The sequence below is a fragment of the Nannocystis sp. RBIL2 genome (genome assembly GCF_026626745.1).
Taxonomy (GTDB): Bacteria; Myxococcota_A; Polyangia; order Nannocystales; family Nannocystaceae; genus Nannocystis.
This window is the reverse complement of the sequence record NZ_JAPNJW010000002.1, coordinates 1633436-1656865: the sequence shown is the minus strand read 5'-3', so window position 1 is coordinate 1656865 and position 23430 is coordinate 1633436. Positions and strand designations below refer to the sequence as shown.

Genomic DNA, 23430 nt, shown 5'->3' with positions numbered 1-23430 from the left:
GTCTACTCCAGGTTGAGCTCGATCTCGAGCGCGTCGGCGACCGCGACCAACGCGTCGGTCGCCTCCTTGAGGCTGTCGATGGCGGCCTTGACGGCGGCGCGCTCCGGGCTGCCGTCCTTGGCCTGGATGGCGGCGTCGAACGGCGCCGGGATGGCCTTGACCGCGGCGACGGCGGCCTGGAGCTTGGCGGTGGCGACGGCGTCGACGTCGGCGTCGATGCGGGCGACCAGGCTCGACAGGCTCGCGCCCGCCTGGCCGTCGATGCGGCCGAGGTACACGTCCTCGATGCCCTGGATGTTGGCCAGCAGGTCCTTGTGGGTGTTGTCGCTGAAGCAGGAGTGCTCGTCCTCCTGCTCGCGCGTGTCGTAGGCCACGGTCATGCGCTCGCCGGCGAGCTCGGCTCCGCTGAGGCTGGCCATGCCGAGGAGGACCTTGGCGATCGCCTCCTTGGGATCCTGGGCGACGAAGTCGGCGCGGTAGTTGGCCTGGCCTTCGGACCAGGCGTCGGCGACGCGCGCGAGGTCGTCGAGCAGCAGCTCGCTCGTCAGGGTGAGGTACTGGCGCCGGCGATCCTGGTTGGCGGCGGTGCCGTCGGCGCCGTCGACGTAGTCGCTCCACGGGCGCGCGCCCGGGCCGTCGGCGCTCAGGTCCTGGCCCCACAGCAGGAACTCGATCGCGTGCCAGCCGGTCGAGATGCTGTCCTCGCCCTCGGCGCCGTTGCGCTCGATCAGCACGTCGCGCGTGATCTCCGGGTAGCCCGCGAGGTCGTTGATGATGCCGACGTCGGGCTCGCCCTCGACGTAGTCGATGTACGCCTCGTCCATCGGCCAGGCGTTGATCCGCCCCTCGAGCTCGTCCGGCGCGGCGTCGATCGGGCCGTTGTAGAAGCGGAACACCTCGGTGAGGCCGTAGTCGTCGCGGGCGCCGAGCCAGGCGGTCTTGGTGGCCTCGAGCGTCTCGGCCGACGGGGCGGCGACGAACGCCTGCAGCGCGCTGTCCATCTGCTCGGCGCCGCGGCTCGACTTCTCGTAGGCGGCGGAGACGAGCTCGGCGTAGCGGTCGACCACGCTCTGCGCCTCGGAGCGGAACGAGTCGTCGTCCCAGCCGGTGGCGGCGTTGTTGGTACAGGCGGGGAGGAGGCAGAGGGCGAGGAGCGAGCGGCGCATGCGTGGGCTTCCAGTCCGTGAGCGCGCCAGCGCGAGGTGCGTTGGCGATTGTTTTGGGATACTGAAAGTCGTTTTCAATGTCAACGTTGCCAGGGGGTGCCTGGACGCACGCCAGGGCCGCGGCTATGGTGCCGGCCATGGCGGCGACCGCCGATTCTTCACAGAACCGTAACTATTACGATGCTTTCTCGGCCGGCTACGACGACGGCCGCGATCGCGGGTACCACAAGCTCATCGACGACCAGGCGGCGGCGATCGTCAGCCGCTACGCCGCCGGGAAGGACGCGCTCGAGGTCGGCTGCGGGACGGGGCTCATCCTTCAGCGGGTGGCCACGGTCGCTCGCAGCGCCAAGGGCGTCGACCTGTCGCCCGGGATGCTGGAGCACGCCCGCAGTCGCGGGCTCGACGTGCAGGAGGGCAGCGCGACCGAACTGCCGTTCCCCGACGCGAGCTTCGACGTGACGTACTCCTTCAAGGTGCTGGCCCACGTGCCGGGCTGGGAGCGGTGCCTGCAGGAGATGGCGCGGGTGACCCGGCCGGGCGGCCACATCATCTTCGACATCTACAACCGCAACTCGCTGCGCTACCTCATCAAGCGCCTGTGGGGCCCGCGGAAGACGTCGCACACCTACGACGAGGCGGCGATCTCGACCCGCTTCCTCAGCCCGGCCGAGGCCGCGAACGTGCTGCCGTCCAGCACCCGCGTGGTCGCGCGCGCCGGCATCCGCATCACCACGCCGCACCCGGTAGTCTGCCGCCTGCCCGTGATCGGGAAGGTGCACGACCGCGTCGAGTGGGCGCTGATGGAGAGCCCGCTGGCCGCGCTGGCCGGGTTCTACGTGTTCGTGGCGGAGAAGCTGTGAGGGTCCTGGTCGTCACGACGACCTTCCCGCAGTGGTCCGGCGACCCGCGCGGTCGCTTCATCCTCCGCCACTGGGAGGCGCGCGCGGCCGCCGGCGATACTGTGCGGTTCCTGGTCCCGCGGACCGCCTGGGTCCGCGGGGCGCTGCAGTCGCCGTGCGAGGTGGTCCGCTTCGCCTACGCGCCGACCGGCATGTCGTCCCTGACGGGGCAGTTCGGGATCCTCGAGAACATCCGCGACCGGCCGTGGCGCGCGCTGCTGGTGCTGCCGTTCATGGCCGCGCTGCAGCGGGCCCTGCAGCGCGAGATCCGGGCGTTTTTGCCCGACAAGATCGCCGCTCACATGCTGCTGCCGTGCGGCTGGCTGGCGGCCGAGGCGGCCCGCGCGGCCAGGGTGCCGTGCGAGCTGTACGGCCACGGCACCGACGTCGATCTGCTGCTACGCCTGCCGGGGCCGCTGCGCGAGGCGGCCATGAGCGCGCTGGCTCAGGCCGAGAGCGTGGCGCTGCCGTCGGCCGAGAAGCTGGCCAAGGTGGCCGCGGCCTGGCCGGGCCCGCCGCCCCTGCGGATCGAGACGATGGTCGGCAGCGTGGCTGATGGGCCAGGTCCGATCGAACAGGTCGTATCGGACATGTCCGAGCGGGCAGGCGACGAGGTGCTGTTCCTCGGGCGCCTGATCAAGCAGAAGGGGGTCGACGACCTGCTGCGCGCGGCGGCGCTGATGCCCCGGCGGCCGCGCCTGGCGATCGCCGGCGACGGGCCCGAGCGGCGCCGCCTGCAGGGGCTGGCCGAGGGGCTGCGGCTGGACGCGCGCTTCCACGGGTTCGTCGAGGGCGCGGAGAAAGAGGCGCTGTACCGTCGGGCGGCCCTGCTGTGCGTGCCGTCGCGCGAGATCGGCGGGCTGTCCGAGGGGGCGCCGCTGGTGATCGCGGAGGCGAAGCGCTACGGGCTGCCGGTGGTGGCCACCGCGGTCGGCGGGATCCCGGAGCTGATGCGCGACCTCTACCCGGAGACCGCGCTGGTACGGCCGGGGGCGCCGATGGCGTTGGCGCAGGCGCTGTCGCAGGCGCTGGCGCAGGGGGCCTGAGTGAAGCGGTTGCGGCCGGCGCTCGCCGAGGCGGCGCTGCGTCGTCGCGGAGCGCGGAGGCCGGGGTGATGAAGTGGTTGCGGCGGGCGCTGGTGGGGCTGGCGGCGCTGCTGCTGCTGGTGCTGGTGATCGGGTGGGCGTACCTCGGCGACATCGTGCTGGCGGTGGCGGCCCCGAGGGTGCCGTTCGATCCCGCGAATACGCCGCCTGCGCCGGACTACGCGGAGCCGGGGACATGGAGCGCGCGGCCGGAGACTGCGGACGCGGCGGACGCGGAGGTCGAGGGCGTGGCGATCGCTGCGGACCCGGAGGTCGACGTGTTCTACCTGCACCCGACGTCGTTCCTCGGCGACGCGTGGAACGCTCGCCTCGACGATCCGACGGTCAACGAGGCGACCGACGTCGGGTCGACGCGGATCCAGGCCAGCGCTTTCAACGGCTGCTGTCGGGTGTTCGCGCCGCGCTACCGCCAGGCCAACATGACGGCCTTCACGACGGCCAGCGCCGACGGGGCGGCTGCGATCGGGCTCGCCGGCGACGATGCGATCGCGGCGTTTCGCCACTACCTCGAGCACGACAACCACGGGCGGCCGTTCATCCTCGCGGCGCACAGCCAGGGGGCGTTCGTCGGGCTCCGGCTGCTGCGCGAGGTGATCGCGCCCGGGCCGCTGCGGGCCCGGCTGGTGGCGGCGTACCTGATCGGCGGGCCGATTACGCACGAGGCGCTGGGCGAGCTGCCGGTGTGCGCGTCGGCGGAGCAGACGGGCTGCGTGGTGGGCTTCAACGCGCGCGGGCCGGACTACGCGCGCGGCATCGAGTTCGTCGAGAACCCGCCGCCGCCCGCCGATGCGCCGCCGAGCCGGCGGGTGTGCGTCAATCCGCTGACGTGGCGCGCCGACGAGGCGCCGGGGCGCGGGGGGCTCGGGGCTGTCTTTTGGGACAGCAGTGGAGCGCGGCCGCGGCCGCAGCCCGAATTCGTCAGCGCGCGCTGCGAGGCGGGGACGCTGCGGGTGGAGCTGTCCGGGACGGTGCCGCGCGACTTGATGAGCCGCCTGCTCGACCACGCGCTCGGGGCCGGTAACTACCATGCGATCGAGTACGGGCTGTTCTGGCTCGATCTGCGCACGAACGCGGCGACGCGGGCGGCGGCGTTCCTGGCGAAGCAGGGCTGAGAAGGCCGGGGCTGGTCGAAGGGACAGCTTGGGGCCCGGGCGAGCCGGGCTGGTCGAAGGGACAGCTTCGAGCCCAGCAGGCTGAAGGCTGCGCGGCTGGTCGAAGGGACAGCTTCTTGCCCAGCAGGTCGAGGGGGAGCTGGTCGAAGGGACAGCTCGTGTCGGGCGCGCTCAGGCGTCGGGGACGGCCTTGCGGGTGCGCAGGTCCCAGACCAGCAGGACGACGCCGACCACCAGCGCGGCGTCGGCGACGTTGAAGCTCGGCCAGCTGCCGCCCCAGGGGTAGTTGACCTTGATGAAGTCGACGACGCCGCTGTGGCCGAGGCCGTCGACGCGGAACAGGCGATCGTAGAGGTTGCCGAGCGCGCCGCCGGCGATGAGGCCGCCGGCGACGAAGCGCAGGCGAGTGCCGTGCGGGACGCGGGCGGTGAGGACGATCCAGCCGATCATCAACACTGTGACGGCGAGCAGGACGTAGGGGTAGTCGAGTCGCCGCACGAGGCCGAAGGCGCTGCCCTGGTTGTAGGCGAAGGCGAGCTCGAGCAGCGGATCGATGACGACGAGGGCCCGACCGGTCGGCCGCAAGTGGTCCCACACCCACTGCTTGGTCCACAGGTCGAGCGCGAGGGCGGCGGCGCCGGAGAGGGCGAGCAGGGCCCATAGGCGCGGGCTGGCAGGGACTTGCTGGTTTTTTAGCATCGTGCTAGAAAAACAGCACACGGGATGACGCGACGCAAGCCCGACCTCGATCCGCTGAGCCGGCGTGAGCGGCAGATCATGGACATCGTGTACCGCCGCGGGCAGGCGACCATCCGCGAGGTGCTCGACGAGCTGCCCGATCCGCCGACGTACTCCGCGGTGCGAGCGCTGGTGAAGGTGCTGGAGGACAAGGGGCACCTGCAGCACACGCAGGACGGGCCGACGTACGTGTACTCGCCGACGCGCCCGCGCGACCGGGTAGCGACGTCGGCGCTGGCCCACGTGGTCGATACTTTCTTCGGCGGCTCGGCCAGCGACGCGGTGGCGGCCCTGCTCGACCTCGACGGCCGCGAGCTGTCGCGCGCGGAGCTCGACGAGCTCGGGGCGATGATCGAGCAGGCGCGCAAGGAGGGCCGCTGAGGTGGAGGCGAGGGCGGCGCGAGGAGGACGGCGGGCGTGACGGACGCGTCGGCGGCGGCGCTGTGGCTCGGCTCGCTCGAGCTGGTGGGGGCGCTGGTGTTCGCATCGGCTGGCCTTTTGGACATGTGCGCGCGGCGGCGCAGCGCGGCGGTGCGGCGGCAGATCTGGGCGCTGGCGATCGCGGTGGCGCTGGTGCTGCCGCTGCCGCGCCTGGCGCTGGCGGCGTCGGGGTTGCGGCTGCCGGAGGCGCTGGCGGCCGGGCTGCTGGCGGTGTGGGCTTTCGGGGCGGCGTCGCTGCTGGCGCGGCTGGTCCGCGGTCACGCGCTGGCGCGCCGGCAGGCGCTGCGAGGGGCGCCGATCGTGGCGGGTCCGTGGCACGAGACTGCGCAGGAGTTCACGGACGGGCCGCAGGTGGCGCTGCGGGCGTGCCGGTCGGCGCGCACGCCGATGGTGGTGGGGATCTTGCAGCCGATCGTGGTGGTGCCGACGGCGATGCTGGACGCGCCGCCGGCCGAGCGTCGGGCGCTGCTGGCCCACGAGCTGGCCCACGTGGCCCGCGGCGATTGCCTGTTGGCGCTGGCGGGCGGGCTGGCGCGGGCGCTCTACTGGCCCGATCCGCTGGCCTGGTGGGCGCTGCGGCGGCTGCGAGCGCACGCGGAGGACGCGGCGGACGACGCGGCGCTGCACACGGGGATCCCGTCGTCGAGCTACGCGGCGCAGCTGGTGGCAGTGGCCCGCGCGCAGCTCGAGCGGGCCGGCCGGGTCGCTGCCGACAGCCTGCGCGCGCGCGTGCGCGGGGTGCTCGATGTCCGGCGGATCCGCAGCCGCGAGCCCGATGGACTCCGCTGGGGGGTGCCGCGGCTGATCGCGGCGGCGCTGGTGCTGGCGACGATGGTGACTGCCTGCGAGGCGCGCTCGGCCGAGGGACCGGAGATCGGGGGCGGCGTGGCACGGGCGAGCGGCTCTACGGGTGAATGATCGGAGCTGACTGAAGAGTCAGGTCTTTTCAACGGCGATGAAGCAGGACGAGGGGCCGGCGAGCGGCGGGACGATGTGGCGGATCGACGCCGACGTTCGAGCTTGCCGATCTGCTCGGGCGATTGCATCGAGCTGGCCGGAGGGACAGGCGGGAGGCGCGCTCGGGCGAACGGAGGGACGCCAGACGGTGCCGCGGGTCACAGCGCCCGCGCGGAGAACGGCGCGAAACCGGGCGCAGGGCCGGCGTTCGCGGCGCGGGCGAGGCCGGCCGGCTGCGGGCGCGGCGGATCGGGCAACTTCTCGCGCCCATGAACCGACGAGAATTCCGCCGCGCTGCGACCCCGCGCGCCCCACAATGGCTCCTGCTGCTCCTGGTGTCCGCCTGCTCCCGCGGGAGCTTCGGCGGCGAGGTGACGAACCCCGACACGGCCGCGCCCGAGACCGGCGGCAAGACCACCGGCACAGGGGCCGGGGCCGCGGCGCCGAAGATCAAACACGAGCGAGTGGTGTTCAACTGGACGTCCGGCGACGATTCGCTGTCGGGCCGGCTCAAGACGAAGCTGCCCGACGGCGAGTCGTTCGAGGGCCGCTACCACGAGATCACCAAGACGGCGACGGTGGACGAGTACGGCGACTTTTACAACGCGTGGTACGCCGACCCGTGGATGGGCCCGAACTGGTACTGGGGCGGCACCTGGCCGTACTACGATACCGTGGAGGAGTTCATCACCCGCAACACCGGCAAGGTGGTGGCGACGCTCGACGGCGACCGCGGCGACAAGATGCGCTGCCACTTCACGCTCGACGACCCGGACCGCGGGATCAAGGGCGGCGGCACCGGCGAGTGCCAGCTGTCGAACGGCGAGCGCATCACGTCGCGCTTCGAGCCGCAGTGAGCCGGGCGCGCGCCCGGGAGCAAAAATGGCGAAACGGACATGTCCGGGTGGGCATGTCCGTTCCGCCAGGCTGAGTCGCGATACGCGAGGCCAGGAGGCAGGCGACATGTCCTGATGGACATGTCCGTTCCGCCAGGCTGGAGCGCCACGCGCGAGGCTAGGAGCCGAAGCGGACGATCGCGTAGATGATGAGGACTGCGACCGCGGCGAAGCCGAGGAGCGAGCCGAGCGAGGACTTCGGCTTGGCCGCGGCCGGAGGCTCGGCGGCAGGCTGGGGCCGGGCGGGCGCGGCGGTGGGCTCGGGCGCGCGGACGGAGACCTGGACCATCCAGCGCCGGTGCTCGCGGCCGGGGTGGGTGTCGGTGCGGTTGAGGTTGCCGTTGCTGAGGTCGAACTTGTTGCCGTCGCCGCCGTCGAGGCTGACCGCCAGCCACGGCTCGGGCCCGAACTGCACGCCGTCGATGACGCGGTCGAGGTAGCGGAGCTGGGCGATGTTGTCGCGCCCCGGCCAGGACAGGACGATGGCGAGGTTGTCGCCGAGGACCATGGCGATCGCGTCGCCGCCGAGCGAGCAGGCGACCGCGCGGATCGGGATGTCGGCCGGGCCGCCGGTGAGGTGGTGGACTGCGCCGCCCTCGATGCGCAGGAGCTTGCGAGCGGTGGCGACGACCCAGAAGCCGCGCGAGTTCCAGGTGGCTGCGACCGGCGGGGCTTCGAGCTGGTGCTCCTCCACGAGGCCGGCGGGGCCGAACACGCCGAGCTTGCCGTTCTCGTCGCCGATGAGGAACTGGCCGCCCACGCCCCACGCGACCACTGTCGCGCCCGGCCAGGGGTACCGCCGGCCCGGGCCGCTCTGGGTCAGCTCGACGGCGCCGTCGGAGGTGGCCACGAGGACATGTCCCGAAGGCGAGATCGCGGCGGCGCGCGCGAGGTCGCCGGCCTCGGCGGTGGCCCGCTGGACGTCGCGCAGCGGGTCGTGCCACACGGCCTGGCCGTCCTCGTCGACGCTGATGACGGCGTCGGGGGTGGCCCCGACCGCGACCAGCGGGGACTTGCAGTCCCGGCGCCAGCGCGGGCCCTCGCTCGGACCGTCGTGGACGAGGAGCTCGGCGTCGTCGGCGAGCACGAGGTTGCGACCGGTACTATCGAAGGCGATCATGCGCATGCCGCGTAACACGGCGCGCGACGGCGCGCAACGGGGGGTGCAGGGGGGCTGCGGCCGCTTCGGAAGGGGTTCGGCAGAGAGGTCGGGACGGTGGCCCGGCTCGCGGAGGTGTCGCGGCGGGAGTCGGCGGCGACGCGGGAGAGTGGTGACTCCGGAGCGCAGGGCTCGTCGGAACGCGTCGACCCGGCCATCGCTCGCAGTCATCGCAGGCGCGAGGCATGGAGGGCCGCACCGGAGTGCGACGGCGAATCGTGCGATGGGTGGTCGATTGCGTTTGGGCGGCACCGGAATCGAGGCTTCACGACGGTCTCGACACGGGCGGCTCCGGTTGCACCTTTGCGTCATGGAAGTCGTACTGGAATGGCGAGAGCGAACCACGCGGAAGACGAAGGGGCAGCCGGGACGCGGTCACTCGTCACATTCTTTTTGAGTCGCACCCCTCGGCTTCAGCGCCCTGTCGCCTCATGACAGTCCCACGCGAATAGCGACAGTGAACGCCGGCATGATCGCAGGGTAGAAGCTGGGGAAAGGGCGAGGATGGATGCCGGTGTGGCGAATCAGGTCGGAGCCGGGGCTCGCCGTGCTTCGGGTGGCGCGAGGCTTCGCAGTTCGGCGCCGGTACGGCGGGCGCGGAATCGAGAGAGAGTTGCAGGCGCGCGCGAAGTTACATGTCTCTTCGGACAGGATGCGCTGCGCGGTGGCGAACGCGAGGGGCTCGTGCGCCACGCGGCTCGCGGCGCGAGCCAGGGCGGTGCGGTCGTGGTATTCGAAGCCGGTGAACCCCGCGAATCCGCCGATCTCGCCGCGCTCCTCCGCTCCTGCGCTCGCCACCGAGACGATCACGGAGACGAACTGGTCGCGCTTCCTGGTGGTGTCGGCCGTGGCGATCTTGATTCCGGCAGTGATCCTGGCGCCGGTGCTGCTCTGGGCGCTCCCGGTCCCCGAGCTGACCCTGTGGCGATCGTTCGTGGGGCTGGTGAACATTCTGTTCTTCCTGGTGCCGATCGCGGTCATCGTGCACGGCGCGCGACCGGGGGTGGAGTATCTCAAGCGCACGATCTGCCGCGTCGAGGTGTTCGAGCACGGCGTCGAGGTCCGCGACGGCCAGGGCGCCCTGCTCGGCGAGACTGCGAACGGCTCCGCGCGGGTCTCACGGGCCAATCTGGGGACGAACCGGGGGATGTATGGCGCGGTGAGCCTCGAGTACCGCGGCGGGAAGATGCTGATGACGCCCCAGCAGTTCGTGGGGGCCTACCCGGGCCTGCCGGCGACCCATGGCATCTGGCGCCCGGTCCCCGAGGCGACGTATCAGTTGCTGCTGGGCTTCGCGGCCTGACGGCGCTCGAGGGTGACGGGCCTGGTGCGGATGACTCATCGGACATGTCGAATGGGTCATGTCTGAAGAGGCATGAGGAGCAGGGTGCCGCGAGCTCGCGGGGGCCGCGTTTTATCTGGCTCATCGGACATGTCGAAATGGGAATGTCCGGAGAGTCATGAAGAACGGGAGCCAGGGGTGCTCGCGGGCGCCGTAGCCATTATGACTTATCGGACATGTCGAATGGGACATGTCCGACGAGGTACGAGGATCAGGGCGCGGCGACCAGCAGGACCTTGCCGCCGCGGGCCTGCTTCTCGGCGTGGCGCAGGGCGTCGCGCACCTGCGCGAGCGGGTAGGTGGCCTCGATCGGGGTGGTCAGCTCGCCGGCGGCGAGCAGGGCGATGAGCTCGCCGAAGGCCTTGGCGACGCCCTCGCGCGGGGTGTGCTGGAACCAGTTGACCAGCCAGAAGCCGCGCAGGACGACGCCGCGGAACACCAGGTCGACCCCGGAGATGTGGCACGGCTCGCCCGAGAGCAGGCCGTAGTTGACGACGACGCCGCCAGGGCTGACCGCGGCGCCGAGGCGGGCGGTGGCGCTGCCGCCGACGGCGTCGACTGCGTAGCGCAGGCTGCCGTCGCCGACGACTGCCTTGACCCGCTCGGCCAGGTCGGGGCCGTCGACGAGCACGACCTCGGCGCCCCAGCTCTTCAACGTGTCTTCGAGGCCAGGTCGGCGCACGACCGCGATCCCGCGCGCGCCGGCCTTCTTGGCCAGGGTGAAGAAGGCCCGGCCGACGCCCGAGTTGGCGGCGTTCTTGATGACCCACTGGCCCGGCTGCAGCTGGGCGTCGTGGATCAGCGCGCGGGCGGTCAGCGGGTTGACGGTGAGCATGGCCAGCTGCTCGCTGGGCAGGCCGGGCGGGAGCGTGAACAGGCCGGCGGCCGAGAGGATGTGACGCTCGCGCCAGGTGCCGCCGCCGAGCAGGACGCGGTCGCCGACGCGGATGTGATCGACGCCGGGGCCCACCGCGGTGACGAGCCCGACGCCCTCGAAGCCGGCGTTGGCCGGCAAGGTGGGGACGACGCCGTACTGGCCGCGCAGGTTGAGCAGGTCGGCCGGGTTGATCGGCGCGGCCAGGAAATCGACTGCGGCCTGCCCGGGCCCGGGCGGCGGCGGTGCGGGGAGGTCGACGACCTCGGCGACCTCGTCGGGGGCGCCGAAACGGGAGAACTGAACGGCTCGCATGACCGGGAACGTAGCACCACGCCAGGGTGGATCTCTCGGCCGAACGGCGGGGGCAGGCCACCGCGATCGCGGTCGCGGGCCGACCACGACGTCCTCGCCGGGCGAGGTCGGATTGCCGCGCTCGCAAGCTCCCGTGAGGGCGGACGGCGGGGACGAAGCAGTCGACCCGGTGGGCGGTGACGCTGCGGGCTGCGGCGGTCGTCGGCACCTGCGAGCGGGCGACCGCCGGAGTGATTCGAGACTTCGAGGCCACGACGCGCGAGGCGGGCTGCGGCGGGCGTCGGCCCCTGCGAGCGGGCGATCGTCGGACGCGCGGGTGGGCCGTGGTGATGTCGGCGACGTCGCCGGCGTTCCCGGGCTCGCTCGGCGGGTCGCTCAGAAGCGGCCCGACAGGGTCAGGCCGGCGTAATTAAAAGTCAGCGTCGGCTGCAGGCGGAGCTGGTTGTGGGTGATGTAGCGCATCAGCTTGAGGTTGCGGTTGTAGGCCGCGCCGTGGGTGAGCAGGCCGACGCCGATGACGCCCATCGCCTGGCCGAGGCCGATGCCCGCGAGGTAGCCGCTCATGCGCCGGCCCATGCATTGGCGGAAGCCGGGGACGTTGCCCTCGACGACCTCGGGGCCGCCGATGTCGCTGCCGGTCATGTCGACGATCGGGTTGCGCTCGTTGCAGGTGTCGAAGCCGAGGACGTCGGCGAACGAGGCGATCCGGACGCCGAGATAGGTGACGATGCCGGCGGTCATGATGCCGGCGCCGAGGCCGATCTGCAGGGCCGCGTTCTGCTGGCGCTCGCCCCCGAAGGCGGTGCGGTGGGCGGCCCAGCGGCCGCGCATCGAGCCGCCGCCGGCGGCGAAGGCGAAGGCCGCGGTGTTGGACAGGAGGCCGATCGGGGCGAGGATCCCGAGGGCGGCGCCGCCGAAGACGCACTGGTCGTAGCCGGCGACGCTCTGGGTCTCGTTGTCGTAGCTGAGGTTCTGGCACAGGCGGCTGGCGGCGATCACCCGCCCGAGGTTGGCGCCGAAGCCGATGCCGCCGAGGACGCCGGCGGTGGCGAGCAGGCCGGTGCCGCGCCAGCGCGGCTCGGGCGGGCGGGCGGAGGACGGGGCCGGGACGGAGGAGGTGTCGGCGGCGGGCGCAGGCGTGGGCCCCTCGGGCTGCGAAGCGGGCGCCGCGGGCTGGGCGGCGAGGAGGACGGAGAGGGCGAGGGAGACGGTGGCGGCCATGGTGGTGGTTACCTGTTTTGAAGATGTCCGAAGGGACATGTGTTGCGATTCACCACGGCGAGGCGCGAACACGTCACGTAGGCGGCCGGGGAGCTCGCGGGCGGTCACCGCGGCGCGGGCGCGAACTCGGCGCCGGTCCGTGCGATGACCACGATCGGGTAGCGCCGAGCCGGGGGGGGACGGATCAGTGCGACCGGATCGGCAAGCTCACCCGGGTTTTGCCGCCGTTTGGTGAATCCGGGCCCGGGACGGGCCTCAGGCGCGCGGAGAGCTGATGTTTTCTGCAACAGCGTCGGCGATGAGGTCGGCGACGATGTGGGCCTGCTCGGCAGTGATGCAGAGCGGCGGGCAGATGAATAAAAGGTTGTCGCGGTACGGGACGTAGGCGCCGCGCTCGAGCAGGCGGGCGGCCACGGGGGCGGCCGGGCGGTCGAGCTCGAGGCAGCGCATCAGGCCGAGGCCGCGGGCGTCGCGGACGGCGCCGTGCAGGTCTGGCCTTTGGGACATGTCCTGAAAGCGCTGGGCGAACACCGCGCCGACCTGGTCGGCGCGCTCGGGCAGGCGCTCCTCGGCGTAGACCTCGAGGGCGCCGAGCGCCGCGGCGCAGCCGACCGGGTGGGCGTAGTGGGTGACGCCGCACCACAGCTTGTGGTCGTCGAAGTGGGCGGCGACGGCGGCGGAGACCATGACGGCCGACAGCGGGGCGTAGCCGCTGGTGAGGCCCTTGCCCAGGACCATGAGGTCGGGCTGCACGCCCCAGTGCTCGCGCGCGAACCACCGGCCGGTGCGGCCGAAGCCGCTGAAGATCTCGTCGTCGACGAGGAGGATGCCGTGGCGGTCGCACACTGCCCGCACGGCCGGCCAGAAGTCGGGCGGCGGGTGCTGCATGCCGTTGGTGCCGGTGAAGCCCTCGAGCACGATCGCGGCGATGGTCTCGGGGCCCTCGCGCTCGACGACCTCGTGCAGGCTCTGGACCCACGCCGAGGGCTCGTCGGCGGGCACGGGGTAGGGGTCGTCGATGTGGATCGCGGGCGGCAGGTCGGCGGCGAACGGGGCGCGGCGCGGGTCACCGCCGATGCCGAGGGTGGCCAGGGTGGCGCCGTGGTAGCTGCGGCGGCGCGTGACGATCTTGCTGCGGCCGGTGACGAGGCGGGCGATCTTGATCGCGTTCTCGACCGCCTCGGCGCCGCCGGAGGCGAGGAAGGCCCGCCCTAACCCGGTGCGCTCGGCCAGCGCCGCGGTGAGCTGCTCGCGGACCTCGAGGCGCATGTTGGGGCCGGCGACCGGGAGCTCGCGGATCTGGGCGATCATCCGCTCCTGGATGTGCTTGTGCCCGTGGCCGGCGTTGACGTTGTAGGTCTGGCTCTCGAGGTCCCACAGCCAGCCGTGCTCGCGGGTGTGGAAGCGGGCGCCCTCGGCGGCGTCGACGGTGAGCGGGTGGGCGTGGCGCTGGGCGGTCCAGGTGTAGAAGATGTGGCTCATGGGACATTGGCTCCGCGCCAGCGGTCGAGCTTGACGACGGTGAACGGCTCGGTCTGGCCGCAGCCGCGGCCGACCAGGACCTCGCCGCGGGTGAGGTCGACGATCATGCGGCCGCAGGTCTTCGAGGCCGAGGGGTCGCCGCCGGCGTCGTCGATGTGCGAGCAGACCGAGCGCGGGTAGCCGTCGTGGCTCGAGAGCATGGTCCACAGCGCGCGCGCGTCCTGCGGGCGCTGCTGGACGTAGAGGGTGGTGGCCAGCTCCATGCGGCGGAAGGAGGTGCTGGCCTTCGGGACAGCTTCGTGGCGGCGCAGGACCGGGTCGAAGCAGTGGTTGGTGTGCAGGTGGGCCGCGCGGGCGCCGGTCTGGGTGACGACCTTGAGCTTGCCGGAGGTCTCGACGCCGTAGAACTCGCGGCCGTCGGCGATCATGTAGTGGTGGCCGGACGACAGGCGGGTGCGCAGCAGCAGGTCGCGGGCCTCGCGGGCGCTGGCGCAGGCCAGCATGGCGCGCACGAGCGCGGGCCAGACGACGCCGACCTGGCCGTCGGTGCTCGTCAGGTTGTTGATGGTGACGGCGAGGCCGCGGGCGCTGACGCCGGTCATGCCGAGGCAGCCGGTCAGGGTGAAGCAGACGAACTCGTCGTCGCCGCTCCTCGGCTTGATGCGGATGGCCCGCACGAACGGCTCGGCGGTGCCGTGCATGTCCCAGGTCTGGCCGAGCACCGGGGCGTCGCGGCCGGGCAGGTAGACGGCGGTGCAGCCGCCCGGGTCGTCGGCGTTGAGGTTGAGGGCGCGGAAGGTGTCCTCGGCGACAGGGTCTTCGGGACATGTCCCTTCGAGCACGCTCGGCGGGACGTCGCGCAGGTCGGTGTAGTGGTTGAGGATGACGACCGCCTCGGGGGCGACGTCGGCGCCGCGGGCGATGCCCCGCAGCTCGGCGGACAGCGGCGCGGAGAAGTTGTCGAGCAGCGGCAGGTGCAGCCGGGCGACGGCGTCGAGCTGGGCGCGGTCGGTGAACGAGCCCTTCTTGAGGGCGAGCGCGGCCCGGATCTCGGCGAGCTCGCGGATCTCGGCCCGCCACTGCTCGCCGTGGGCCTCGCCGCGGCTCGCCGGGTCGTCTTGATCGAACAGGAACGGTGCGAAGGAGTCGGTCACGCGGGGCTCCGGGCCTCGTCGATGGCGGCCAGCACGCGGCGGCGCAGGTCGCCGGTGATGGTCGCGGGGGAGATGGTGAGCGGCGGGGCGAACACGAGGGTGTCGGGCAGGCCGTTGCCGAGGTAGAGGCCGCGGTGGAGGCACGCCTGGTCGACGGCCTCGGCCATGCCGACGCCGGGGAAGGTGATCGTGCGGTAGAGGCCGACGCCGCCCAGCCGCGCGCCGGGGCAGGCGGGCAGGACGTCGCGCTGCAGCAGCTCGTCGAGGGCGGCGATCGCCTCGCCGAGGTCGAGCCGCCGCGCGGCCCGCAGGTGCTCGTGGGCGCGCACGGCCGACAGCTCGTCGCCGTCCCAGGTGGAGATGAGCACCAGCGGCTTCTTGATGAAGTAGCGGTCGCCGACGAAGATGTGGCCGATCTGGCCGCCGGGGTACCAGAGCACCATGTCGGGCACGACGTCGGCCGGCAAGGCGTCGACGCCCCACGCCGAGGGGCCGCTGCGGTAGCCGCCGCTGGCGGTCTCGACCAGGACGAGCGGGATGTCGTGGGCCTTGCAAGCGGCGGCCAGCGCCCGCGCGGTCTCGCCGGCGAGGACCCGGCCCGAGCGCTCGCCGACGACCTCGACGAACAGGCCGAGGAGCTTGTCGGCACCTTGCTTTTCGACCAGGTCCTTCAGGCCAGCTTCGAACCCGGGCAGGTCGGCCTCGGGGTGCGGCAGGCGCGGGAACTCGAACAGCGCCAGGCCGTCGCCGAAGCCGGCCGGGTCGGACAGGCTGCGGGCGGCGGCGGTGACGTGGCCGAGGTAGCCGCCCTCGAGGCCGACGGCGAGCTGGCCCTGCGGGCGGCTGAGGCGGAGGCAGCGGAGCGCCTTGTCGACGGTCTCGTCGCGCGACGAGGTGAAGTACATGTGCCCGGTGCCGCGCGGGGCGAGCAGGCGCAGGTGCTCGGTGTAGTGGACGGTGTCGATCGTGGCGTAGTTGCTGAGGTTGATCTTGCTGGCGGTCGGGCCGACGAGCTCGTGGCTGGCCATGAACGCGGGCGCGGGCCCGAACGGCTGCTGCAGGCCGCTGGCGAGGTCGAGGATGCCCTCGTCGGGCGAGTTCTTCGGGGCCGGCGGCGGGACCAGCGGGATCCGGTAGTAGTCGGCGAGGGCGTTGCCCTCGTACTGATGCGTCAGGCGGACCACCGGGAAGGCGCCGTAGGAGCGATTGAGCGAGGCCATGGCGTCGGTGGTGCCGACGCGGTTGCGGCCGGACACGTAGGAGAAGCCGTGGACCTTGGCCCACTGGACCTGGGCGCGCTTGAGCAGGCGACCGACGCCGCGGGCTCGCGCGGCCTCGGCGACGGTGACGTCGGCCGAGTAGAAGGTGTCGCCGAGGCCGAGCCGCTCGTCCTGGCTGGCGCCCGAGACGCCGCGGAAGCCCTCGAGCGGGCCGCCGAAGCAGAAGCCGAGGATGGCGCCGGTGGCGGTGTCGACGGCGCACAGGCCGAGGCCGGTGGAGGCGGCGCGGCGCAGGTACGCCTCGCTGTCGCGTCGCGCCGGCTCGTAGCTGGCGTTCTCGATGACCATGATCTGCGGCCAGTCGCGCTCCTCGATCGGCCGCACGATCACTGCGGGGTCGCTGTCGGCCGACTGACCCTCGGGGGTCCAATCCTTGGCTGTCTTGTCGGACAGGCGCGCGAGCGACTCGTGGATCCGCTTGAACAGGTCGTCGAGGACGCGCTCGTCCCAGCCGGCGCTGAAGCGGAACCGGATCGTGCGCTCGCCTGCGGGGTAGGTCATGAGGCCCCGCTGGTAGCGCTGGTCGATGAAGGCGGTCTGGGCGGCGGTGTCGGGCAGGTCGAAGGCGAGGGCGGTGCCGGCCAGGCGGACGTCGCCGACGAGGCCGGGGAAGGCCTCGGCGAGCGCCTCGGCGCGCGGGCGCAGCAGCTGCTCGAGGTTGGCCTGGTCGCGCGAGGTCTCGAGCTGGATGAGGCCGCGCAGCGCCGAGGCGACGTGGACCTGGTTGCTCTCGGGGTCGGGCCAGCGCGACAGGACGACGCCGAGGCAGGCCTTCTTGGCGCAGGTCAGGATGTCGGGCGCGGTGGCCTCGTCGCCGCCGAGGCCGAGCCGCGTCCACCAGAAGAACGGGCCGCCGGTGGCGAAGCCGGTCTGCACCTCGTCGACGACGAGCGGCAGCTTGCGCGCGCGGGCCAGCTGGCACAGTCCGAGCAAGAACTCGCGGCGCAGGTAGACGTCGCCGCCCTCGGCCTGCATCGGCTCGACGACGATGGCGTAGATCTCGTGGCCGCGTTCGTCGAGCAGGCGCTCGACCTCGCCGAGGTCGGCGCGGCTGAACACGGCCTCGTAGCCGGCGAACTCGAAGGGCGCGCGCTTCTCCGGGTTCCAGGTGGCGGCGAGGGTGGCGAGCGTGCGGCCGTGGAAGCCGTCGCGGAAGGCGAGCACGCGGCGGCGCGGGCCGTTCACCGGCGGCGGCGCGTGCAGGCGAGCGATCCGCAGCGCCTTCTCGTTGGCCTCGGCGCCGCCGGCGCCCACGAAGCTCACGTGGTCGAGCGCGGGCGGGGCCAGCCGCTCGAGCGCCTCCTCGTAGGCGGCGAGCTCGGGCACGTGGTGCACCGTGGTGTCCGGGTTGCTCCACAGGCAGTGCTCGAAGCGGCCGGTGTAGAGCGCCTTGACGATGCCCGGGTGATAAAAGCCGTGCGTCTGGGTGGCGATCTGTGAGCAGGCGTCGAGCAAGGTGAGCGGCCGGGCGTCGACCGAGACCATGTAGGGGCCGGAGCTGCGGCGGGTGTCGACGACCATCGGCTTCTTCTCGCGGACGGTGAAGCCGCCGCCGTAGAAGCGCTCGAGCAGCGCCGCCGACTCCGGCAGCTCGCCGCCCGGCGGGATCCGGACGCGCCTCGTCTCGCGCTCGAAGATCGCCCGCGGGCGCGGCGCCTCGGCCCGTTGGCTGGCCTCGAGGGCGTCGAGCCGGGCGTTGAGGTCGAGGTCACGGCCTGAATTCGGTTCAATAGACACGTCTCGAAGTGTATCGCCGAGGTCGCACGATCGCTGTGCTGTCCCTGCGGCGGGCGGCGAGGCCGCCCTCACGCGTGGGCCGATTCACGCGCGCGCGCCGGCGGGCGGGGGCCGAGGTGGTGGACCGCACGCGGCGGCGGGGGTAGGCTCGCGCCATGGCCCGGGCCGATCTTCACACGGCGTTTTTCGGCGGGCGGGGCTTCACGCTCTACCACGCCTCAGGCGCGCACGGCAGTCGCCCGCTCACGCCGCACTTCCACGACGAGTACCTGATCTGCGCCCAGCTGGCCGGGCACGAGGAGTGCCACGTGGCGGGTCGGCTGTTCAGCTTCGACCCGGGCGACGTGGTGCTGATGAACCCGCAGCAGGTCCACACCGGCAACGCCCGCGGCAGCAGCGACGTCGATTACATCACGCTCTACGTCGACCGCCGGCTGGCGCTCGGGCTCGTCGAAGACGCGGCAGGGCCCCGCTGCGCGCCCGAATTCACCAGCGTGCGCGTGACCGGCCGCGTCGAGCTGGTGTCGGCGATCACGGCGCTGCACGACCTGGTCCGCAGCGACAACGCGCCCGGGCGCACGCTCGAGGTCGAGGCCGCGCTGCACGACGTGGTCAGCCACGCGTTCACCGAGTTCTCCAACCTGCGCGAGCCGCTGCGCCGCTCGACCAACCGCATCGCCCACCGCAAGATCGCCCGCGTGGTCGATTACATCCGCAGCCTCGACCCGCGCATCGACCCGACCACGCTGTCGCTCGACGAGCTGGCGAGCGTCGCCGAGCTGTCGAAGTACCACTTCCTGCGCCAGTTCGCGCAGGTGGTCGGGATGACCCCCGGCGCCTATCTGCGCACGCTCCGGCTGTGCCAGGCGGCCCGCGAGCTGCGGACGTCGCGGCGCTCTATCCTCGAGATCGCGCTGGGCGCCGGCTTCGCCGACCATCCGAGCTTTTCGCGGGCTTTCGCCCGCCATATGGGGATGACGCCGAGCCAGTACCAGGCGCTGGGTCCGCTTTAGCCGGCGGCTCGGGCCTGGCGTGGGCGGCCACCCGCTCGGCGTCGTCGTCGAGCAGGGCGGGGTCCATGTCGGCGTCCGGGTCGTCCTCGTCCGCGAGCTCGTCGTCCTCGCTGTCGGCCGGCCGCGCCTTCAGCTCGGCCAGGGCCGGGCGCAAGGCGAGCAGGCCGAGGTGGCCGGGCACGACCGCGAGGCCGAGAGTGAGCTGCTCGTCGGCCGCGGCCGCGTCCTCGCGCTCCAGGGCGTCGCGCACGGCGGCCTCCTGGGCGGCGGCGAACATCGGGTTGGCGGCCAGGGCGGCGGCGGCCAGGGCGGCCCGCTCGGCGCTGGCCTTTGCTTCCTGTGCCGAAGGACCTGTCTTGTCGGACATGGCCTTGGGGACCTGTGCGGAAGAGCCTGGCTTTTCGGACATGCCCGAAAGCGCGAGGCAGGCCAGCGCCAGGCAGTGGGCGCGCAGGCCCGGCTCGGCGGCCAGCTCGGCGGCCTTGCGGAAGGCGGCGACCGCGTCGCCAGGCTTGCCGTCGCCGAGGCGGACGCGGCCGAGCTCGAGGTGGCCCCACACGAAGTCGGGGGCGCGGCGCAGCAGCTGGCGCAGCTCCTGGGCGGCCCCGCGCAGCTCGCCGGCGCGGCGCAGCGACTGGGCCAGGCGGAAGCGGGCCAGCGGGGCGTCAGGGTCGAGGTCGAGGTGGCGCCGCAGGATCCGGCGCTCGGCGGCGGGGCTGAGCTCGCCGTCGTCGCCGAACAGGTCGGCCTGGTACTCGCCGTCCTCGTCGAACAAGACCGAGAACTCGCCGAGCAGGGCCAGGACCATGCGATCGACCGAGGAGGCGCACGGCAGGCGCTCGCCGTCCTCCTCGACGAGGACGACGTCGGCGCCCTCGGCGTGCGGGTCGGCGGCGAGCACGAGGAGGTCGCGCCCGCGCTCGCCGATGACGCGGTCGCCAGGGCGCAGCCGGCCGTCGGCGGCGGCGGCCTCGGTGGCCTCGGCGTGCTCGGCCAGCGGGTAGACCCGCGCCTCGCCGCCGCCGAGGTCGATGCCGTCGTAGGTGCCCCACAGCAGGGCGACGTCGGGATCGAGGCCGGAGGCCGCGAGTGCTTGCTCGTCGGCCGGTTCACCGGCGTCGTGCAGGCCCTCGGGGGCGTCGCGCAGGCGATCCTCGATCCGGTCGAGGTTGTTCAGGACGCGCCGGCGCTCCTCGCTCATGGCGGGGCCTCCTAGCACGGCGGGCGGGCGCGCGCCAGATGGGGCCAGAGGCGGCGCAGACGGCGATGCAGGGCTTCGAGCGAGGCGTGAGGGCCGACACGGACGGCGGTGGTGCGAGCCCCGGCGGGGCGAGCGTGCGAGCGGTGGTGCGATGTCGGCGCCGGCGGTGCGACGGTCCCTCGCGGGATTCGCTCAACCGTGGGTCACGACTCGGAGGCGCGGGCAGTGGGGATGGGTCACGCGGATCGAGCGGCGCGAACAAAGGGGCTGCGCAGGGCCGATCGTGAATCGAAGTCCTATCATTCGTGCCCGGTATGTCGTCTGTGTAATCGAGGGAGGGTCCGGTCCGCGGTGAATCGGCTGCGGCGTTTTCGAGGGTGTTACGATGCGCGACCGATGAGCTGGAAGAACCTCGCTCTCGTATTGTCCGGAATTCTCGTCGGCTGCGCCGCCGGAGCCGCGCTCGCGCAGTCTCCCGCGATGACGCCGCGGTTCGAGCACATATGCATGAATTACGACCTCTCCATCGACCTCGACGAGCGCATCGCCAAGGCCGCGGACGAGGGCTGGGAGCTGGTGACGATGGCGGACGCGGTGGTCTGCTTCAAGCGCGCGCGCGCCTGAGATCAGCCGGCGGGCTGCGCCTTGGCGGCGGTGGCGAGGACGACCTGGCCGCCGTCGCGGGCGCCGACGATCACGAGCTCGCTCAGGTTGCCGGTCATGGCCGCGAACACCGGGCCGCTGGGCTGGAAGCCGGCGGGGAGGGCGACGCTGCGCCACGCGCCGGCGGGATCGCGGTGGAGCAGGCCGGTCTCGGTCTGGGCCCACATGCCGCCGTCGCTGGTCGGCCAGAGCGCGGCGAGGCGAGCGCCCGCGGGCAGGGCCTCGAGCTTCCAGCCGCCGGTCTCGTAATGCAGCACGTGGTTGGTGACGCTGCTCGTGCGGTCGCGCAGGGCGATCGAGACGCTGTGCTTCTGCCGCGGGATGCTGTGCTCCCATTCCCAGGCGCCCTGGGGCAGCGGGGTGCTGTGGGTCTGCACGCAGGCCTCGTCGGCGCAGGCGGGCTGGACGTAGTAGGTGACGTCGTCGGACGAGAGCACGTAGAGGTCGCCGGCCTTGCTCTCGACGAAGTCAAAGAGCGAGCCGCGCACCAGCGGGAGGGCGGGATCGGGGGCGCCGTTGCCGGCGATGCGCACGAGGTTGTCGTGGTGGACGGCGAGGAAGCCGACGTTCCAGCTCTTGCGCACGGGGCCGAGGTCGTCGGCCAAGACCCATTGATCGACGCCGATCGCCTGCGGGACCCACCGGCTCTGGCCGCGCAATCGATGCAGTCGCAGCCGGCTGAGGACCGCGCGATCGTTGGTGTGACCGATCTCGACGGCCCAGGCCTCGTCGGGCCAGTGGCCGCTGAGCCGGCCCGGCTTGGTCGAGACTGCGGCCGGGGTCCAGGCGCCGGTAGCGTCGAGGGTGAAGAAATTCGGGGCCTCGCCGGCGAGCACGCCGGTGGCGAAGTATTGAAAGCCCTTGGGCACGGTGTCGGCGGCGAGGGTGACGACGTCGCGCCATTGGACGGTGTGCTCGGTCGGGGCGACAGGCGCAGCGACCAGGGCGATCGGGGCGGCCGGCGCGGCAGGATCGGCGGCCGGATCGGCGGCAGGATCGGCCGCGGGGGCGTCCGAATCGGCGTCGGCGAGCGAGGGCAATGCGGGCGGGTCCGGCGGGGTCGGCTCATTGGCAGGAGCCGGTGGGGCCGCGGGCGCGGGCGGGGCCGCAGGCGTAGGCGGGGCGGCGGGCGGAGCCGCGACGGGGGCCGCTGGCGGGGCTTCAGGGGCCGCGGGCGGGGCGGCGGGTGTCGGCGCTGCCTCGGCGGTCGGGCGCGCGTCGCGGGGCGGGGGATTGGCAGTACAGGCGGCGCCGAGGCAAACGGCGGCGATCGACGCGAAGAGGATGGTGGCACGATCGGGCGTCGTCATGGCGAGCTCGCAGGTGGGATTGGAGGGAGGCGCCCCTCGGCGAGGCGAATGGTATCAGCGATCGTCGAGGTTTCGGGGCGGTCGGGATCGCGCGCGTCGACGCGCTCGAGGTCGACCCGCCACACCATTTCGGCGCGGCCGGCCGGACCGACGGTTCGCAGATCGAGGCGCACCCGGGCGGCTCCGTGGACCCGATCGTCGGCGACCGGGAGGTTGGCATCATGGCGCAGGCGGCCGTCCGGATGGTGCCGCGGGACGAAGTGACGCGCGAGGTAGCGGACGTCGCGGGCGAGCTCGCGGTTGTCGGCGTCGACGAGCGCGGCGTGGACTGCGAGGCGGCGGAAGAGGTCGCCGGTGGGGAAGGCGTGGCCGACGTCGCGGGTGCGCAGGTCGAGCTCGAGGGCGTCGCCGTCGCGCCGGGCGATGACTGCGAGCGCGCGCTGCATGGCGGCGGGATCGCGCGTGGAGGCGAAGTCGTGGCCGGCGCCCGGCATGTGACAGTCGGCGCAGCTGCGATCGGCGTGCGCCGAGGCGCGGTGCTCTCGCATGGTGGTCTGCATCATGGTGCCGCGGGCGCGACCGCTGCCCTCGGGGAAGTCGAACTCGTGGCAGCGGGCGCAGGTGTGGGTGGCAAACGAGGGATCGCGGCGCAGCCCGTGCGGGGCGTCGCTGCCGGTGCGCGCGGCCCCGGTGACGATCGTCGCGGGACCGCCGTGACAGGCGAGGCAGCCGACGCCGAGCGCGTCGGCGTCGCTCGCGGGCAAGCGGGCGTGCTCGGGGGCGTGACACTCGCGGCAGAAAGGGGTGGGCTCGCGGGCGTAGGCGCGCTGGAAGTCGGCGTTGGTGAAGGCGGCGTGGTGCCGCGAGCGCGCCCAGGCGTCGGCGATCTCGCCGTGACAGGCGGCGCACTCGTCCTCGCGCGGGAGCCAGGTGGCCGCGGTGTCGCGTACGGGCAGGGCCCGGCGCTCGCCGCAGGCCGACAGCAAGACGGCGAGCAGGACGAGGAGGCGGCGCGGGTCCACGGCGAGGACGATAGCGGGGCCGGCGGCGCGGGTTCAAGGCGTCCGCGGGGCGGCCGAGGGGCGACGCGAGGCGAGCACGCGGGGGCGCAGGCGAGCGCGCGGTGGCGCGGGCGAGCGCGCGAGGGTCGTCGAGCGGCGCGCCGAACAACGTCATGGGGTCGCGGCACTCCGGGAGCGCGCGACCGAGGTCGGCGGGTCGCTGGCGGGCGCGCGGATGCATGAGCATCCCCGGGCGAGTCCGATTGGATCGAGAGGACAGGATATCGCCGTTGTGAATCGTCGCGGCGATCGTCCGAGTGCCGGCCTCGGCGGGTGAGCGCCGCCTCCGCGCCGCCCGTG

General features: G+C 72.9%; 20 protein-coding genes. 9 read left to right on the top strand and 11 right to left on the bottom strand.

Annotated features, from left to right (window positions below; genetic code table 11):
* Nucleotides 1-2: 2 nt before the first annotated feature.
* Nucleotides 3-1166 carry an imelysin family protein gene (locus OV090_RS31750; protein ID WP_267708410.1) on the bottom strand — a complete coding sequence of 388 codons (1164 nt, stop codon included), beginning with the start codon at nucleotides 1164-1166 and terminating at the stop codon, nucleotides 3-5.
* A 137-nt stretch (nucleotides 1167-1303) separates the two neighbouring features.
* Between OV090_RS31750 and OV090_RS31745 the strand changes: the two genes are divergently transcribed.
* The 3 genes from OV090_RS31745 (at nucleotide 1304) to OV090_RS31735 (ending at nucleotide 4286) form a co-directional block, all read left to right on the top strand.
* A complete protein-coding gene (locus OV090_RS31745; RefSeq protein WP_267708409.1) occupies nucleotides 1304-2029 on the top strand; it encodes a class I SAM-dependent methyltransferase in 726 nt (241 codons plus the stop codon).
* Nucleotides 2026-3114 carry a glycosyltransferase gene (locus OV090_RS31740; protein ID WP_267708408.1) on the top strand — a complete coding sequence of 363 codons (1089 nt, stop codon included), beginning with the start codon at nucleotides 2026-2028 and terminating at the stop codon, nucleotides 3112-3114. The genes OV090_RS31745 and OV090_RS31740 overlap by 4 nt, the downstream gene beginning before the upstream one ends.
* A gap of 68 nt (nucleotides 3115-3182) precedes the next feature.
* Nucleotides 3183-4286: a DUF3089 domain-containing protein gene (locus tag OV090_RS31735; protein ID WP_267708407.1), complete on the top strand. Its 1104-nt coding sequence runs from the start codon at nucleotides 3183-3185 to the stop codon at nucleotides 4284-4286.
* A gap of 171 nt (nucleotides 4287-4457) precedes the next feature.
* On the opposite strand, the gene lspA is transcribed toward OV090_RS31735, so the two are convergent.
* Nucleotides 4458-4985 (bottom strand): signal peptidase II, encoded by a 528-nt coding sequence (gene lspA, locus OV090_RS31730; protein ID WP_267708406.1) that lies wholly within the window; start codon nucleotides 4983-4985, stop codon nucleotides 4458-4460.
* Nucleotides 4986-5009: 24 nt separating this feature from the next.
* Here lspA and OV090_RS31725 point away from each other — a divergent pair, with 24 nt between their 5' ends.
* The 3 genes from OV090_RS31725 (at nucleotide 5010) to OV090_RS31715 (ending at nucleotide 7279) form a co-directional block, all read left to right on the top strand.
* Nucleotides 5010-5405, top strand: coding sequence for a BlaI/MecI/CopY family transcriptional regulator (locus OV090_RS31725; RefSeq protein WP_267708405.1), 396 nt, complete (start codon nucleotides 5010-5012; stop codon nucleotides 5403-5405).
* Nucleotides 5406-5441: 36 nt separating this feature from the next.
* Nucleotides 5442-6383 carry a M56 family metallopeptidase gene (locus OV090_RS31720; protein WP_267708404.1) on the top strand — a complete coding sequence of 314 codons (942 nt, stop codon included), beginning with the start codon at nucleotides 5442-5444 and terminating at the stop codon, nucleotides 6381-6383.
* Between the two features lie 308 nt (nucleotides 6384-6691).
* Nucleotides 6692-7279, top strand: a complete 588-nt coding sequence (locus OV090_RS31715) for a hypothetical protein (protein ID WP_267708403.1) — start codon at nucleotides 6692-6694, stop codon at nucleotides 7277-7279.
* 157 nt (nucleotides 7280-7436) lie between these two features.
* On the opposite strand, the gene OV090_RS31710 is transcribed toward OV090_RS31715, so the two are convergent.
* A complete protein-coding gene (locus OV090_RS31710; RefSeq protein WP_267708402.1) occupies nucleotides 7437-8438 on the bottom strand; it encodes a hypothetical protein in 1002 nt (333 codons plus the stop codon).
* Between the two features lie 781 nt (nucleotides 8439-9219).
* Between OV090_RS31710 and OV090_RS31705 the strand changes: the two genes are divergently transcribed.
* Nucleotides 9220-9780, top strand: coding sequence for a hypothetical protein (locus OV090_RS31705; RefSeq protein WP_267708401.1), 561 nt, complete (start codon nucleotides 9220-9222; stop codon nucleotides 9778-9780).
* A gap of 250 nt (nucleotides 9781-10030) precedes the next feature.
* Here OV090_RS31705 and OV090_RS31700 read toward each other — a convergent pair whose 3' ends face one another.
* The 5 genes from OV090_RS31700 to OV090_RS31680 form a co-directional block, all read right to left on the bottom strand.
* Nucleotides 10031-11008 carry a zinc-dependent alcohol dehydrogenase family protein gene (locus OV090_RS31700; protein ID WP_267708400.1) on the bottom strand — a complete coding sequence of 326 codons (978 nt, stop codon included), beginning with the start codon at nucleotides 11006-11008 and terminating at the stop codon, nucleotides 10031-10033.
* Between the two features lie 375 nt (nucleotides 11009-11383).
* A complete protein-coding gene (locus OV090_RS31695) occupies nucleotides 11384-12229 on the bottom strand; it encodes a hypothetical protein (protein WP_267708399.1) in 846 nt (281 codons plus the stop codon).
* A 255-nt stretch (nucleotides 12230-12484) separates the two neighbouring features.
* Nucleotides 12485-13711 (bottom strand): aminotransferase class III-fold pyridoxal phosphate-dependent enzyme, encoded by a 1227-nt coding sequence (locus OV090_RS31690; RefSeq protein WP_267708398.1) that lies wholly within the window; start codon nucleotides 13709-13711, stop codon nucleotides 12485-12487.
* Complete coding sequence (locus tag OV090_RS31685; RefSeq protein ID WP_267708397.1) at nucleotides 13708-14865, bottom strand: C45 family peptidase; 1158 nt, start codon at nucleotides 14863-14865, stop codon at nucleotides 13708-13710. Before OV090_RS31685 ends, OV090_RS31690 begins: the two co-directional genes overlap by 4 nt.
* The gene (locus OV090_RS31680; RefSeq protein ID WP_267708396.1) at nucleotides 14862-17882 is read right to left on the bottom strand and encodes an aminotransferase class III-fold pyridoxal phosphate-dependent enzyme; all 3021 of its coding nucleotides are present in this window, start codon (nucleotides 17880-17882) and stop codon (nucleotides 14862-14864) included. Before OV090_RS31680 ends, OV090_RS31685 begins: the two co-directional genes overlap by 4 nt.
* Nucleotides 17883-18037: 155 nt before the next feature.
* Here OV090_RS31680 and OV090_RS31675 point away from each other — a divergent pair, with 155 nt between their 5' ends.
* Nucleotides 18038-18895: an AraC family transcriptional regulator gene (locus OV090_RS31675; RefSeq protein ID WP_267708395.1), complete on the top strand. Its 858-nt coding sequence runs from the start codon at nucleotides 18038-18040 to the stop codon at nucleotides 18893-18895.
* Here OV090_RS31675 and OV090_RS31670 read toward each other — a convergent pair.
* Complete coding sequence (locus OV090_RS31670; protein WP_267708394.1) at nucleotides 18780-20096, bottom strand: tetratricopeptide repeat protein; 1317 nt, start codon at nucleotides 20094-20096, stop codon at nucleotides 18780-18782. The two genes, OV090_RS31675 and OV090_RS31670, sit on opposite strands and share 116 nt — an antisense overlap.
* Before the next feature lie 396 nt (nucleotides 20097-20492).
* Between OV090_RS31670 and OV090_RS31665 the strand changes: the two genes are divergently transcribed.
* Nucleotides 20493-20720, top strand: a complete 228-nt coding sequence (locus OV090_RS31665) for a hypothetical protein (RefSeq protein ID WP_267708393.1) — start codon at nucleotides 20493-20495, stop codon at nucleotides 20718-20720.
* Nucleotides 20721-20722: 2 nt separating this feature from the next.
* Here OV090_RS31665 and OV090_RS31660 read toward each other — a convergent pair whose 3' ends face one another.
* Entirely contained in the window at nucleotides 20723-21799 is a 1077-nt protein-coding gene (locus OV090_RS31660) for a hypothetical protein (RefSeq protein WP_267708392.1), read from the bottom strand.
* 266 nt (nucleotides 21800-22065) lie between these two features.
* Nucleotides 22066-23091: a multiheme c-type cytochrome gene (locus OV090_RS31655; protein ID WP_267708391.1), complete on the bottom strand. Its 1026-nt coding sequence runs from the start codon at nucleotides 23089-23091 to the stop codon at nucleotides 22066-22068.
* Nucleotides 23092-23430 lie beyond the last annotated feature (339 nt).